The following is a 14,481-nucleotide window of genomic DNA, read 5'->3' on the forward strand; positions in this document are numbered from 1 at the left end:
CGCTCTACGAAAAAGCCCCGCCTTTCTTAGAACCTGTTCACGATCTTTCGAGCAATGACAGCAAAAAGGCGGGAGCAGCCGATCGGTGACCCGCGTTGAACCATGGATCACGGCCTCGGCCCCGGATTACGCCTGCGGCTAATCCAGGCTACGTTCTACAGCCCGTAGGATGGGTGAAACCCATCAATTTCCGATGGGTTTCACCCATCCTACGGGCTTACGCCACATTGCCGCCGATCTATAGGGATACGGGTTCCTGTTTGCCAAGTGCACAAAGATCGTGAACAGGCTCTTATGGGCGATCAGGCGTTACAGGCGTACGCCGCCGTCGAGTTCGAGAATACGCCCGGTGAAGTAATCGTTCTCCAGCAGGTACGCCACCGAGTGGGCGATTTCCCGAGGTTTGCCCAGGCGCTTCAGTGGAATCACCGAGGTCATGCGTTCCAGGGCTTCGGGTTTCATGCTGGCGACCATGTCGGTTTCGATGAAGCCCGGTGCCACGCCGGCCACGCGGATGCCATAGCGGGCCAGTTCGCGGGCCCACACCACGGTGTCGGCTGCGACACCGGCCTTGGCGGCCGAGTAGTTGGCCTGGCCGATATTGCCAGCCCGTGAGACCGAGGAAATATTGATGATCGCACCTTCGTTCTGCAGCTCGATCATCTTCGCCGCCACTTCCCGGGTACACAGGAATACGCCGGTCAGGTTCACATCGATCACCGACTGCCACTGCGCCAGGCTCATCTTGCTCATTTCGCCATCCTTGACCTTGATGGTCAGGCCGTCGCGCAGAATACCGGCGTTGTTGACCAGGCCATTGATCGAGCCGAAGTCTTCGGCGATCTGGGCGATGGTCTGAGTCACCTGTTCCTCGCTGGCCACGTTGCACAGATAGGTGCGGGCCTGAACGCCCAGCGCCCGGCAGGCGGCAGCGGTTTCGTCGAGTTTTTCCTGATTGAGATCGACCAGTGCCAGGCGTACGCGTTTTTCCGCGAGGTATTCGGCCATGGCCCGTCCGAGCCCCTGGCCGCCGCCGGTGATGATGATGACCTTGTCTTCGAGTTGCATGCCAATCCCCTTCAATTGAGTCGAGCAGGATGCCGTCGCTAGCGATTATTCTAATCCGATGTTCGGCCCATCCATGCAGAGGAAGTCACCCCGTGAGCGAAAAAGCCAAGCGACAGGCCCGGGAGTTGTTGCTCAAGGAGTACCGCGCAGCGCTGTCCACCCACTCCAGGGCGATGCCCGGCTTTCCCTTCGGCTCGGTGGTGCCTTATTGCCTGGATGCCCAGGGCTGGCCGCTGATCCTGATCAGCCGCATCGCCCAGCACACGCGTAACCTCAAGGCGGATGGCAAGTGCTCGCTGCTGGTTGGTGAGCGCGGCGCCGAGGACGTGCAGGCGGTTGGCCGCCTGACTCTGCTGGCTGAGGCGAAGATGCTCACTGAAGCGTCTGAAATCGAAGCGGCCGCCGAGCGTTATTACCGTTACTTCCCCGAGTCGCACGGTTATCACAATGCCCACGACTTCGATTTCTGGCGCCTGGAGCCGGTGCGCTGGCGGTATATCGGTGGCTTCGGTGCGATTCACTGGCTCGATCAGGTGGCGCAGGGCAATACCTTCGCGGGTGACAGTGAGCGGCGTATGCTCGAACACATGAACAGCGACCACACCGACGCCATCGCGCACTATGTCGCGCTGTGCGGGTTGCCAGCCACGGAGCCGGCGCAGATGGTGGGCATCGACAGCGAAGGTTTTCACCTGCGTATCGGCCAAAGCCTGTATTGGCTGGCTTTTCCAATATCCTGTAACACTGCCGGGGAGGTGCGCGAAGCCTTGGTGCGCCTGGCACGGGCTGATGCCTGGCCGACCGGCGGTGAGGTTTCAGCTTGAATTAAGCGCAATACCCCATATTTCTCTCCTACTGGAAGTCGTTCTTCCGTCAAGGAAACCGTGATGCGCATTTTCATGTTGTTGTTCCTGCTGTTCCCGATCCTCGAGTTGGCTGTGCTGATCTCGGTGGGCAGCGCCATCGGTGTATTACCGACCATCGCGCTGGTGATCGCCACGTCGATCTTTGGTGGCCTGATGCTGCGTATTGCCGGTATCACCACCGCCTGGCGTGCCCGCGAAAGGCTGGCCCGTGGCGAAATGCCGGATCAGGAAGTGCTGCAAGGGCTGATGATGGCCGTAGGTGGCGGCCTGCTGCTGCTTCCGGGTTTCATCAGTGATGTTATCGGCGTGCTCTGCCTGCTTCCGTTTACCCGCCGCAGGTTGGTCGAGCGTGTGCGTCGCCGCGCTGCCGAGCAGGCGGCGCGCCAGCGTGCCTTCGCTGACGACCTGGCTGCCCGTAACGGCCAGCCAGGCTCTGGGTCGAGCCGGCCTAACGTGCTCGAGGGCGAGTACGAACGTCGCGACTGATAGCGTGCATCGGATACAAGCGAGCCCCGGTTCTGGCCACGCCAGACCGGGGCTCGGCGTTTTTGCGCAGGCGAACGGCAGGCACCATGGGGTAAAAAAATTCGCCTCGTGCCCTTGAATTGCTCTTGTTCGACCTTATGTAGCGGTCACCGCAAGGTTTTTCAGCGTATCTGCGCTGAAACATATTTCGGCGTTACGTGTAATGCGCAACGCCATGATCCTGCCGGTGAGAGCACCGGTTGAAGTCAACAACTATTGGGAGAGATCGACAATGAAGCTTCGTCCTTTGCATGACCGCGTCGTGATCCGTCGCAGCGAAGAAGAAACCAAAACCGCTGGCGGTATCGTGCTGCCGGGCTCGGCCGCTGAAAAGCCGAATCAGGGCGAAATCGTTGCTGTTGGCACTGGCCGCGTTCTGGATAGCGGTGAAGTCCGCGCGCTGGCCGTCAAGGTCGGTGACAAAGTGGTTTTCGGCCCTTACTCGGGCAGCAACACCGTCAAAGTCGACGGCGAAGACCTGCTGGTGATGAGCGAGAACGAAATCCTCGCTGTTGTCGAAGCCTGATTTCCCGCGAATCTCCGTTTAACCGTCAAGAATTGAGGATCAATTTCCATGGCTGCTAAAGAAGTTAAATTCGGCGACTCCGCCCGTAAGAAAATGCTCGCCGGTGTGAACGTCCTGGCTGATGCCGTTAAAGCGACCCTGGGCCCGAAAGGCCGCAACGTGGTGCTGGAAAAGAGCTTTGGCGCTCCGACCATCACCAAGGACGGCGTTTCCGTCGCCAAAGAAATCGAGCTGAAAGATCGCTTCGAGAACATGGGCGCACAACTGGTCAAGGACGTTGCGTCCAAGGCCAACGACGCTGCCGGTGACGGCACCACCACCGCTACCGTTCTGGCTCAGGCCATCGTCAACGAAGGCCTGAAAGCCGTCGCTGCCGGCATGAACCCGATGGATCTGAAGCGCGGCATCGACAAGGCCACCATCGCCATCGTCAAAGAGCTGAAAGAGCTGTCCAAGCCGTGCGCCGACACCAAGGCCATCGCTCAGGTCGGTACCATTTCCGCCAACTCCGACAACTCCATCGGCGACATCATTGCCGAAGCCATGGAAAAAGTCGGCAAAGAAGGCGTTATCACCGTTGAAGAAGGCTCGGGCCTGGAAAACGAACTGTCCGTCGTCGAAGGCATGCAGTTCGACCGTGGCTACCTGTCCCCGTACTTCATCAACAAGCCGGACACCATGGTTGCCGAGCTGGACAGCCCGCTGATCCTGCTGGTCGACAAGAAGATCTCCAACATCCGCGAAATGCTGCCGGTGCTGGAAGCTGTCGCCAAGGCCGGTCGTCCGCTGCTGATCGTGGCTGAAGACGTCGAAGGCGAAGCGCTGGCTACCCTGGTAGTCAACAACATGCGCGGTATCGTCAAGGTCGCTGCCGTCAAGGCACCGGGCTTCGGTGATCGTCGCAAGGCCATGCTGCAGGATATCGCCATCCTCACTGGCGGTACCGTCATCTCTGAAGAAGTCGGTCTGAGCCTGGAAAGCGCCACCCTGGAGCACCTGGGTCAAGCCAAGCGTGTTGTCCTGAACAAGGAAAACACCACCATCATCGACGGTGCTGGCCAGCAGGTCGACATCGAAGCCCGCGTTGCGCAGATCCGCAAGCAGGTCGAGGACACGTCTTCCGACTACGACAAAGAGAAGCTGCAAGAGCGTCTGGCCAAACTGGCTGGCGGTGTTGCCGTGATCAAGGTCGGTGCCGGTACCGAAGTCGAGATGAAAGAGAAGAAAGCCCGCGTTGAAGACGCCCTGCACGCTACCCGCGCAGCCGTCGAAGAAGGCGTGGTACCTGGCGGCGGTGTTGCCCTGGTACGTGCTCTGCAGGCTATCTCCGAGCTGAAAGGCGACAACGACGACCAGAACGTCGGTATCGCTCTGCTGCGCCGCGCTGTCGAAGCGCCGCTGCGTCAGATCGTGGCCAACGCTGGCGACGAGCCGAGCGTAGTGGTCGACAAGGTCAAGCAGGGTAGCGGCAACTACGGCTACAACGCTGCCACCGGTGTCTACGGCGACATGATCGAGATGGGTATCCTCGATCCGGCCAAGGTCACCCGTTCGGCACTGCAAGCTGCCACCTCCATCGCCAGCCTGATGATCACCACCGAAGCGATGATCGCCGAAGTGGCTGACGACAAGGCCGCTCCGGCCATGCCGGACATGGGCGGCATGGGTGGTATGGGCGGCATGATGTAAGCCACCCGGCACCTGCTCCAAAAAGGAACCCCGCGCTTGTCGCGGGGTTTTTTTATCTGTAGTTTCTGGCGACTGCCGTGGCGGTATACCGTTCGTCTTGAGAAAAGTTGCAACGGCTTATCGTGATCTAGTGTTAGCAGACGGCGTTTGCAGCGCCATCAAGAGATTGCAATCATGAGATTAGAAATAGCGCGAGGTTTGTTCCTCGTCGCGGCGCTCAGTGTATCGGTGGCAGCGGCTGCTTCCTGGTACGAGCCTGGCCATGGCGTGGTGAGCAGCCATGGGCGCAGCTATTGTGCCAACCCTGATCTCAAGCGCATCTCGGCTGCTCAGGCGCAGGCCAGTCAGAATCTACTCTGGTTGGTGTTGGGCCTGTCTCAGGGCATGCGACCGCAAGGTTGAAAGCGCCCACTCATACCCCGCTGACAAAACAGTGAATTTCTCCCCTGCTGGAAAACTCCGATACCCTGCGAGCTGACCCGAGCACATCGGCCAGACTTCAGGGAGACTCCGCATGTCCACACAGCAGCGCCTCGGCGAACGCTTCAGCCAGTTGCATCGGCAGGATGGCCTGCTGGTGCTGCCCAATCCCTGGGACGCCGGTTCGGCGAAGATGCTCGCCAATCTGGGTTTCCAGGCGCTGGCGACCACCAGCGCAGGGTTGGCGTTCTCCCTGGGCCGGCGTGATGCCGAGGGCGCGGTATCGCGTGATGAAGCGCTGGCCAATGCCCGTGACATCGTCGCCGCTACGGTTCTGCCGGTGGCCGCGGATCTGGAGAACGGCTACGGCGACAGCCCCGAGGAATGTGCTCAGACCTTGCGGCTGGCCGCAGCGGTCGGACTGGTCGGCGGCTCCATCGAGGATGCAACGGGTCGCATCGACGCGCCCATCTATGATTTCGAGTTGGCGGTGGAGCGCATCCGGGCATCGGTCGCCGCTGCGCGTAGCCTGGATTTCCCCTTCACCCTGACCGCGCGTGCAGAGAACTACCTGCACGGCCGCGCGGATCTGGACGACACCATCCGCCGTCTGGTGGCCTACGCCGAGGCCGGAGCCGATGTGCTCTATGCACCGGGCCTGACCCAGCGCGACGAGATTCATGCGGTGGTGCAGGCGGTGGCGCCACGACCGGTCAACGTGTTGGTCGGCTCACCAGGTCTGAGGCTGTCGCTGGACGAGTTGGCCGAGCTTGGCGTCAAACGCGTCAGCCTGGGCTCCAACCTGGCGCGGGTGGCCTATGGCGCCTTTCTGCAAGCCGCCACGGTGCTCGCCGATTCCGGTGACCTGCGCGGTGCGCAGGAGGCGCTGCCGTTCGATCGCATCAACGATCTGTTTCGCGGCTGAGCATGCGCCGTTTTCTGATCGCGCTGCTGTTGTTCGTCGTGGTGGGTGGCCCGCTGGCGTTGTACCGGCAGTGGATCTACGTACCGCCGCGCTGGAACCCCTGGGCGCCGCTGGATCTGCGCGATGTGCCCAACTGGCTGACGAGCTACAAGCTTGGCCGCCTGCAGAACGATCCAGCACTGTGCCGCAGGGTGCTGGACACCTCATCGCTGCGCTACGTGGCGCTGGCGGACAGCACGCCTTCGGCCGATTGCCCGCTGACCAACACGGTGCGGGTGCAGGGCAGCGATGTGCGCTTGAGCAGCAGCTTCATCGCCACCTGCCCGGTGGCAGTGGCATTCGCGCTGTTCGAGCACCATGGTCTGCAGCCGGTCGCACAGCAGCGCTTTGGGCAGCGTGTCACGCAGATCGATCATGTCGGCAGCTTCGCCTGTCGCAGCATTGCCGGCAGTCAGCGGCGCAGCCAGCACGCTTCGGCCAATGCCCTGGATATCGTCGGCTTTCGTCTGGCCGATGGCCGCCGTATCAGCGTGCTGCGCGACTGGCCGGGCAGCGACGAAAAATCACTGTTCCTGCGTCAGGTGCAGCAGGCGGCCTGTGACAGCTTCAACACCACGCTGGGGCCAGATTACAACGCGGCGCACCGCGATCATTTTCATCTGGATATGGGCATGTTCCGGATGTGTCGCTGACCGATCAACCTGCCAGGCGCTGTTGCAGCGTCAGGCGGCCGAGCAGCAGTTCCCAGGGATCCAGTGATTCCTCGAGCAGCTCGTCGGTCTTGCCGTGTTCGCTTTCGCCAGGCACTGCCAGCGATTGCGGTTGCAGCGCCAACTGATCGAGGGTGAGGGCGTTGTCGATATCGTTCACCGAACAGACGAACTGACGCTGCATCATCACGTCTTCCAGCGTGCGATTTTCCCGCCAGTGCGTCTCGTCCGCTGGCGCTGGCGACGTGAGCGGGTTGGTCGCCGGAGTCTCCATCGACAGCAGCACGCTGCGCAGAATCTGGTCATACAGCGCCGAGCTGGCGCTGGAGGACGTTCCGGTTTTTTGAGAGGCAACCTGGGAGTCACCAGGAATACGGGAGATGACGTTGAACATCGAACGGCTGGCTCTGGCAAACTATCGCATATACAGGGTATCGGCCGCATGAGGCCTGAGTTGAGCCCCAAGGGCACCGCTAAAAACTACCCGCGTTGTCATCACTGCGTTAAAAACAGGCTCAAATGCTCATTTACAGCCAGTAAACTCCGCATTTTCACCTGTTTTTGCCTTGTGCTGACTGCCTCGCCTACGTTTTTAGAGGTGCCCTCTACTGTTATCGATGGACGATCCGTAATGAGTGAAAAACAGCCCGCCGCGCGCATTCGCATGGAGGCCCTTGCGCCGCATCTGCATGAGGCCGCGCAACAGTGGGCACAGCGCCTTGGATTGCCAGTGGAAGGGGAGACCGAGTTCGCGCTGCAATTAGGCGAGGGCGGCCTGCAACTGGTCGAACTTGGCCCCCAGGCGCCAGGGCCGGTGCGGGTGGATTTCGTCGAGGGCGCGGTCGCTCATCGACGTCAGTTCGGTGGCGGCGCCGGGCAGATGATCGCCAAGGCCGTCGGCATTCAGCCAGGCATCCGGCCTCGCGTGCTGGATGCCACCGCGGGGCTGGGGCGCGACGCCTTCGTTCTGGCCAGCCTCGGCTGCACCATCAGCCTGATCGAACGCCAGCCGCTGATCGGCGCCTTGCTGGAGGATGGCCTGCAGCGCGCTGCCGCTGATGCCGAAGTAGCGGCCATCGTCGCCCGCATGCGCTTGCTGCAGGGCAATGCCATCTCGATCATGGCTGACTGGCAGGAGGAAGCCCCCCAGGTGGTCTACCTCGACCCGATGTTTCCCCATCGCGACAAGAGTGCGCTGGTGAAGAAGGAAATGCGCCTGTTCCGCCCCTTCGTGGGGGATGACCCTGACGCTCCCGCGTTGCTCGAGGCGGCCCTCGGACTGGCCAGCCACCGTGTGGTGGTCAAACGCCCACGCAAGGCACCGATCATCGAGGGTGCCAAGCCGGGCTATGCCCTGGAAGGTAAATCCAGCCGTTACGACATCTACCCGCTAAAGAAACTGACCCCGTGAGTGAACAGTGCAGGGGTTCATTTCGAGTAGATTGCGCGCAGTGGAGCTGCCTACCCAAGGCAGCTCCTATCGTCTCTCGATGGGCTCGCTGCGAACGACCATCCAGATCCCCACGCCAGACACGGCCGTACCAAGCGCCATCAGCCAGGACAGGGGTTCATCGAACATGGCCCAGGCCCACAACAGGGTCACTGCCGGGCTGAGATACAGTACGCTGGCGACTCGCGTTGGTGTGGAGCGCCGCAAACACACCCAGTAGAGCCCGTAACCGCCGAGTGTCGAAATGCCGGCTGTCCACAGCACGCTCATTGCAAACCCCGTCGAAGGTATCGGTTTCAGGCTGCTTTCCATGGCGGCGAGCAGAGCGAAGGCAATGCTGGAAACGCAACACTGCAGCCACAGGTTGGTAAGAAGATCCAGCGAAGTTGATGCGTTCGAGCGCTTCTGCCACAGCGTGGCAACGGCAAGCGACAGCATGCCGAGCACTGGCAAGCCGTAAGCCCAGAGCGGCGCGTTGCCCCAGGCCAGGGCGTCGGAGGTCACCAGTACCACGCCCGCCAAACCGATAGTCAAACCCGCCCAGGTACGCCAAGAGAGCCGTTGCCGGAAGGCCGCAGCCGCGAGCACGGCTACGCCGATCGGCAACAGGTCGGCCAGCAACGCTACAAGCCCTGCCGGAACGCCCATGGCAATGCCCTGAACGACGCCAGCGAGATATCCAGCCATCGCCAGAAAGCCGATGCCGGCGTTGTGCAACAGTGCAATTGGCGACGCCTGGCGCAACTGCCTGAATACGAATGGCAGCAGCACCAGAGTGACCAGTATGCAGCGCCAGAACACCACCAGCATGGCCGGCGCGTGATCGATCGAGAACCGTGCCCCCACGAATCCTGAGCTCCAGGCCAGCACCAATCCGGCTTCGAGAAGCAGCAGGGGAATGGTTCTGTGCCAGATACGCATCGAGTGTTGGCCGGGCATGACAGTCCAGGAGACGAAGGGTGTATGCGCAGGCTAAGGAATGCGGTTAGTCTAATAAATCAAAATTGATTGGATTAGTAATTCGGATTTTTTGAATCATGAGTGGTGTTCTCGATATCGAACTGGTGCGTACCTTTCACGCGGTGGCGCGCAGCGGCAAGTTCAAAACCGCCGCCGAGCAGCTTCACAAGAGCCCGGCGGCCATCAGCGTCCACATCCAGCGACTCGAAGCCGTCGCTGGAGGGCGTCTGCTGGATCGCGACAATCAGTCGGTGGGGCTCACGGCCCTGGGCAGACGATTGCTGACCTCGACAACCGATCTGCTTTCCACCCACGACCGAGTGCTCGCGGAGTTGCATGGCCCGCGCTTGGTCGGGCGCATCAAGCTGGGGATGCCTGATGAGTATGCAGCGCACGTCATCCGCGACATCCTCCCGGTTTTCGCGGCAGCCTGGCCCAACGTCGTGCTGGAAGTGAAAACGGCGCCAAGCCACTCACTGCGTGACTACGTACAGCGCGGCAAGCTACACGCCGCGCTGATGACCCAGCCCAAGGGGCAAGAGGGCGAGCAGGCGCACGTTCTCGTCACCACTACCCCGGTCTGGGTCGGTGCAGCGATAAGCCTGTTCGAGTGGAGTGATCCATTGCCACTTGCCGTCCATGCAGCGGATTGCCCTTACCGCAGTGCGATGCTGGAGTCGCTGAAGCAGAGTGGTCGCAAGTGGCGCGTCGTGCTCGACAGCCCCTCGAGTCAGGCCATCAAGGCCTGCGTGGAAGCAGGTCTCGCCATCACTCTGATAGACCGTGCGCGCGTCTCCGACAGCATGCGCATTCTCGACGGCTTGCCGCACGTACCCGAGCATGAGGTCGTGTTCCTGCGCTCATCGACAGCACAAACCAACGAGGCGATCGAGTTGCTCGCCCAGGCCATTCATCAACACTTTCGGCTGTGATGGGGTGAGTTGGCTGACATTGTCCAGCGCCTGGCCTCGAGAACCGGCTGCAATACCCATGAGTACGCCGATGAGCTTAGGACGGACTCGGGATCACAAAGCAGTCTTCTCAGGCCTCAATGGAGGTCGCGACGCTTAACGTCAATGGCAGCAGCATCCACCGAGCGCATGCTTACTGCATGACGTGCCCGCCCCGAATAGCGCAGCGGACGCCTCATCCACACCGGAGGCTACCCATGCTCACATGCCGAATCCGTGTCTTCCGTATCTTTGGTGCAGGTACGAAATAAATAAAACAGATACCCGGTTAAGGATTTCCCAGAGGCCGGATATGCTGCCAAGCGCTTACATTCGACCTCAACGCCGCTCGACGGCGAGGTGATTTCGATTGGTCGACGCCACTCGTGCGCGCTTTCGAAATGCTCACCATTACAAGAACAACTAGGTGAATGCGAATGCTCAAGCAATCTGTCGATGTGAAAGACTGGATCGATGGTCAACCGGTCTCAGCTTATCAGTGGCTTATCCTCTCCCTGTGTTTCCTGATCGTATTGTTCGATGGCTTCGATGTCGCCGTAATGGGCTTCATCGCGCCTTCGCTAATGCAGGAGTGGGGCCTGTCACGTACCGCTTTCGGCCCGGTGATGAGTGCCGGCATGGTTGGTCTGGCAATCGGCGCGCTGACTGCCGGCCCCTACGCCGACCGGATCGGGCGCAAGAAGGTGCTGCTCACTGCAGTGACGTCCTTCAGTGTACTGACCGTAGCATGTGCCTTCGCCGGCGGGCCTATCGAACTCGCCTTGCTTCGCCTGTTGGCGGGCATCGCCCTGGGCGCGGCGCTGCCAAACACCACGACGCTGCTGTCTGAATACCTGCCCGAGCGTAGCCGTTCGTTTCTAATCACCATCATGTTCACCGGCTTTAACCTTGGCTCCGGCCTGGGTGGCTTCGTGGCGGCGTGGCTGATTCCGAATTTCGGCTGGCACTCGGTACTGCTCGCAGGCGGGGTGCTGCCGTTGCTGCTGGTGCCGTTGCTCTGGCTGCTGTTGCCTGAGTCCGCACGCTTTCTCGCCGCTCGCAAGGCTCCGGCCGAGCAGATCGCCGCGGCGCTGGGCAAAATCGGCGGACGCTTCGCCGAAGGCACTCGCTTCACTGTCAGCGAGCCGGAGGTTCCAGGCAAGGCGCCCATTCGCATGTTGTTCTCTGAGCGTTATCGTATGGGAACCCTGGCACTGTGGACGACGTATTTCATGGGCCTGCTGGTGATCTATTTGACCATGGGGTGGATGCCGACCCTGTTGCGCGATGGTGGACTGTCCATCGAACGAGCGGCGTCCATCACCGGGCTGTTCCAGATCGGCGGTACCATTGGTGCCATTGTGGTCGGCTGGATCATGGACAAGCGCAACCCCAATTATGTCATCGCCACGGCTTACGCCATGGGCGGGTTGTGCATTCTCTCGCTGGGTACGATGAGCCTCGAATCCAGCCTGCTGGTAATTGGCGTGACTCTCGCGGGGTTCTGCATGAGTGGCGCGCAAACCGGCCTGAACGCTTTCGCGCCGGGCTATTACCCGACCGATTTCCGCGCTACCGGCGTTAGCTGGATGCTTGGTATCGGCCGTTTCGGAGCGATTTTCGGCTCCCTGATCGGTGGTGCAGTGCTCAGCCTCGGCTTAAGCCTGGCTACACTTTTCACCCTTCTCGGCCTACCGGCCTTCATCGCGGCGCTGGCGATCATTGCCAATGGCCGCGCCCGTCGCCGTGCGGCCGCCGCACTGGTGATCCCGTAATCTGCCCGGAGGCAAACCCGTATGGCACGCATCATTGGCGGCCTTGCCGTTTCACACACGCCCACCATCGGCTTCGCGGTCGACCATAACAAGCAGGAAGAAGCGGCCTGGGCACCTATTTTCAAGAGCTTCGAGCCGATGCAGGCCTGGCTCGAAGAACAGAAGCCGGACGTGCTGTTCTATATTTTCAACGATCATGTGACCTCGTTCTTCTTCGATCATTACAGCGCATTCACCCTGGGCGTCGACGATCGCTACGAGGTAGCCGACGAAGGTGGCGAACCACGTGCTCTGCCGCCGATCGGTGGCGATGCCGCGCTCTCTCGGCATATCGGCCAGAGCCTGATGGCGGATGAGTTCGACATGAGTTTCTTCCGTGATCGGCCGCTGGATCACGGATTCTTTTCGCCGATGTCGGCCTTGCTGCCCAGCAGCGATCGCTGGCCGGTGCAGATCGTGCCGCTACAGGTCGGCGTGCTGCAGTTTCCGATTCCCACGGCGCGCCGCTGCTACAAGTTGGGTCAGGCACTGCGTCGCGCCATCGAAAGCTATCCAGAAGACATCAAGGTAGCGATTGTCGCCACAGGTGGCGTTTCGCACCAGGTGCACGGCGAGCGCTGCGGCTTCAACAACCCTGAATGGGATGCGCAGTTTCTCGACCTGCTGGTCAACGACCCCGAGCGCCTGACTGAAATGACCCAGGCCGAGTACGCCACGCTCGGCGGCATGGAAGGTGCCGAAGTGATCACCTGGCTGATCATGCGCGGTGCCCTGTCCTCACGGGTCAACAAGCGGCATCAGGATTATTACCTGCCTTCGATGACCGGGATCGCCACGCTCCTGCTGGAAAACCTCGACCAGCCGCTTCCGGCGCCGGTGAACGAGCGCCACCGCGAGCACATGCGCCATCAACTGGCAGGCGTGGAAAAGCTCGAAGGAACCTATCCGTACACCCTGGAGCGCAGCGCCAAAGGCTATCGGCTGAATAAGTTTCTACACCGCATGATCGAGCCGCAATGGCGCCGGCGCTTTCTCGAAGAGCCCGAAACGCTCTTCGTCGAGGCCGAACTCAGCGACGAGGAGCGCGACCTGCTGCGGCGTCGCGACTGGCGCGGGATGATTCACTACGGCGTTATCTTCTTCGTGCTGGAGAAGCTTGGTGCCGTGCTAGGTGTTTCCAACCTCGATATCTATGCTGCCATGCGCGGCCAGAGCGTCGAGGATTTCATGAAGACGCGTAACCAGCAGGTGCGCTATTCGGTAGCAGCCAAGGCGGTGAGCTGAACGCGCAGTGCCTGATCGGCTAGAACGGCTGCGCCTGTTCCCGAACCACCTGACGAATAGTTTCCATCAGGGCCGCCGAAGCAGGCGAATGCAGGCAGCCGCTTCTGCAGGTCAGGCCGATCGGCCGAGTGGTTCGATTCAGCTGCAAGGTCAGGCCGCATAGTTCACCGGAGCGAATTTCATGCTCCAGTTGATGCATGGAGACCGCTGCAAGCATGTCGGAATTAAGCAGCAGGCCGCGGATGATCGCCAGATCGCCGCTCTCCACTACTGGCCAGGGGGCCGCCATGCCGGAGGCTTCGAAGCACGCGTCGAGAAGATGACGCGCTGGTGAGCCCGCACGCGGCAGTACCCAGCGCGCCTGCTGCAGGTCATCCAGGACGACCCTTCGTCCAAGCAAGGGATGGCCGCGGCGTGCCAGCAACATCATCTCCTCGGTGAGCAGCGCCTCGCCATCCAGATCACTGGCATAGTCAGTCGAACGCAGGGCGCCAAAGACGAAATCCACATCACCGGTACGCAGCTCGGTAGCCAGAAGGTCGAAGGGGCTCTCGTTGGTGATCACCCGCACGCCCGGATGCTCGGCGGTCAACCGCGCAATGGCCTCCGGCAGGATGCGTGCTCGCCCCAGCGGCAGGGCGCCAACATGAACGACGCCCCGCAGCGCACCCCGCATGGCGCTCAGGTCGGCACGGATATGGCGCAGTTCGTTTAGTGCCCGGCGGATCGGAAAGAGAATGTCGTGACTCGCCTGAGTCGGCTGCAGGCCTCGCGGCGTGCGCTCGAACAGCGAACACCCGCAGCCTCCTTCCAGCACCTTGAGCGCCGAGCTGACCGCCGGCTGGCTGAGACCGAAATGACTGGCCACGGTCTGCATGTGGCGGGCTTCGCAGAGCTTCACGAAAATCTCCAGCCGCCGCGCCTGGAACAGATACAGCGGTTCCACAGGTGTAGCGCCGAGCGAGCGCGGTACCTCGCCCAGCTCCACCAGTACGCGACGTGCCCGGGGCAGGACGCAACCGCCAAAGTCGGTCAGCCGCATACCGTTGACGTGGCGCTCGAACAGCGGCACCTGCAGCCAGGCCTCCAGTTCGGAAATCGCCCGGGTAACCACCGACTGCGCCCTGAACAGAGTCTCGGACGCGCGCGACACGCTGCCCAGATCGGCCACGCGGACGAAGGCACGCACTTGCATCAGGTTTGGAAGCTCGTCTCGATTCATCTGTACCTTCGGGCCGCGATCATGCTCAAAGGGGACTATGCACTTCGCCCCTGATCATCTCAATAAATAAAACGCATACCCAAAAAAACTGAACGCATTAGTCCGCCCCCG

15 protein-coding genes are annotated in these 14,481 nt (G+C 61.2%); 11 read left to right on the top strand and 4 right to left on the bottom strand.

Annotated elements, in window-relative coordinates; genetic code table 11:
* Nucleotides 1-309: 309 nt before the first annotated feature.
* Nucleotides 310-1,068: an SDR family oxidoreductase gene (locus tag DNK06_RS04610; protein ID WP_131178858.1), complete on the bottom strand. Its 759-nt coding sequence runs from the start codon at nt 1,066-1,068 to the stop codon at nt 310-312.
* Between the two features lie 92 nt (nt 1,069-1,160).
* Here DNK06_RS04610 and DNK06_RS04615 point away from each other — a divergent pair, with 92 nt between their 5' ends.
* The 7 genes from DNK06_RS04615 to DNK06_RS04645 all read left to right on the top strand — a co-directional run bounded on the left by DNK06_RS04615 (nt 1,161) and on the right by DNK06_RS04645 (nt 6,711).
* Entirely contained in the window at nt 1,161-1,892 is a 732-nt protein-coding gene (locus tag DNK06_RS04615; RefSeq protein ID WP_131178859.1) for a HugZ family pyridoxamine 5'-phosphate oxidase, read from the top strand.
* Between the two features lie 63 nt (nt 1,893-1,955).
* Complete coding sequence (locus DNK06_RS04620) at nt 1,956-2,420, top strand: FxsA family protein (RefSeq protein ID WP_131178860.1); 465 nt, start codon at nt 1,956-1,958, stop codon at nt 2,418-2,420.
* 271 nt (nt 2,421-2,691) lie between these two features.
* Entirely contained in the window at nt 2,692-2,985 is a 294-nt protein-coding gene (locus DNK06_RS04625; RefSeq protein ID WP_042554944.1) for a co-chaperone GroES, read from the top strand.
* Nucleotides 2,986-3,033: 48 nt separating this feature from the next.
* Nucleotides 3,034-4,674 (top strand): chaperonin GroEL, encoded by a 1,641-nt coding sequence (gene groL / locus DNK06_RS04630; protein ID WP_131178861.1) that lies wholly within the window; start codon nt 3,034-3,036, stop codon nt 4,672-4,674.
* A gap of 174 nt (nt 4,675-4,848) precedes the next feature.
* Nucleotides 4,849-5,076, top strand: coding sequence for a hypothetical protein (locus tag DNK06_RS04635; protein WP_131178862.1), 228 nt, complete (start codon nt 4,849-4,851; stop codon nt 5,074-5,076).
* Nucleotides 5,077-5,188: 112 nt separating this feature from the next.
* A complete protein-coding gene (locus DNK06_RS04640) occupies nt 5,189-6,019 on the top strand; it encodes an isocitrate lyase/PEP mutase family protein (RefSeq protein WP_131178863.1) in 831 nt (276 codons plus the stop codon).
* Nucleotides 6,020-6,021: 2 nt separating this feature from the next.
* Nucleotides 6,022-6,711 carry an extensin-like domain-containing protein gene (locus DNK06_RS04645; protein ID WP_131178864.1) on the top strand — a complete coding sequence of 230 codons (690 nt, stop codon included), beginning with the start codon at nt 6,022-6,024 and terminating at the stop codon, nt 6,709-6,711.
* A gap of 4 nt (nt 6,712-6,715) precedes the next feature.
* Here DNK06_RS04645 and DNK06_RS04650 read toward each other — a convergent pair whose 3' ends face one another.
* The gene (locus DNK06_RS04650; protein ID WP_131178865.1) at nt 6,716-7,123 is read right to left on the bottom strand and encodes a hypothetical protein; all 408 of its coding nucleotides are present in this window, start codon (nt 7,121-7,123) and stop codon (nt 6,716-6,718) included.
* A gap of 237 nt (nt 7,124-7,360) precedes the next feature.
* On the opposite strand from DNK06_RS04650, the gene DNK06_RS04655 reads away from it, so the two are divergent.
* A complete protein-coding gene (locus tag DNK06_RS04655) occupies nt 7,361-8,140 on the top strand; it encodes a class I SAM-dependent methyltransferase (protein ID WP_131178866.1) in 780 nt (259 codons plus the stop codon).
* Between the two features lie 66 nt (nt 8,141-8,206).
* Here the strand turns inward: DNK06_RS04655 and DNK06_RS04660 are convergent, their stop codons facing one another.
* Nucleotides 8,207-9,118: a DMT family transporter gene (locus DNK06_RS04660; RefSeq protein WP_131178867.1), complete on the bottom strand. Its 912-nt coding sequence runs from the start codon at nt 9,116-9,118 to the stop codon at nt 8,207-8,209.
* Nucleotides 9,119-9,216: 98 nt separating this feature from the next.
* Between DNK06_RS04660 and DNK06_RS04665 the strand changes: the two genes are divergently transcribed.
* The 3 genes from DNK06_RS04665 (at nt 9,217) to DNK06_RS04675 (ending at nt 13,148) form a co-directional block, all read left to right on the top strand.
* Nucleotides 9,217-10,071, top strand: a complete 855-nt coding sequence (locus DNK06_RS04665) for a LysR family transcriptional regulator (RefSeq protein ID WP_131178868.1) — start codon at nt 9,217-9,219, stop codon at nt 10,069-10,071.
* 455 nt (nt 10,072-10,526) lie between these two features.
* Nucleotides 10,527-11,864: an MFS transporter gene (locus DNK06_RS04670; protein WP_131178869.1), complete on the top strand. Its 1,338-nt coding sequence runs from the start codon at nt 10,527-10,529 to the stop codon at nt 11,862-11,864.
* Nucleotides 11,865-11,885: 21 nt separating this feature from the next.
* Entirely contained in the window at nt 11,886-13,148 is a 1,263-nt protein-coding gene (locus DNK06_RS04675) for a gallate dioxygenase (protein WP_131178870.1), read from the top strand.
* A gap of 19 nt (nt 13,149-13,167) precedes the next feature.
* Here DNK06_RS04675 and DNK06_RS04680 read toward each other — a convergent pair whose 3' ends face one another.
* On the bottom strand, nt 13,168-14,370 hold the full coding sequence (locus DNK06_RS04680) for a LysR family transcriptional regulator (RefSeq protein WP_131178871.1): 1,203 nt from the start codon (nt 14,368-14,370) through the stop codon (nt 13,168-13,170).
* Between the last annotated feature and the right edge of the window lie 111 nt (nt 14,371-14,481).

Origin of the sequence: Phytopseudomonas daroniae (assembly GCF_004327285.1) — a bacterium.
Lineage (GTDB): Bacteria > Pseudomonadota > Gammaproteobacteria > Pseudomonadales > Pseudomonadaceae > Aquipseudomonas > Aquipseudomonas daroniae.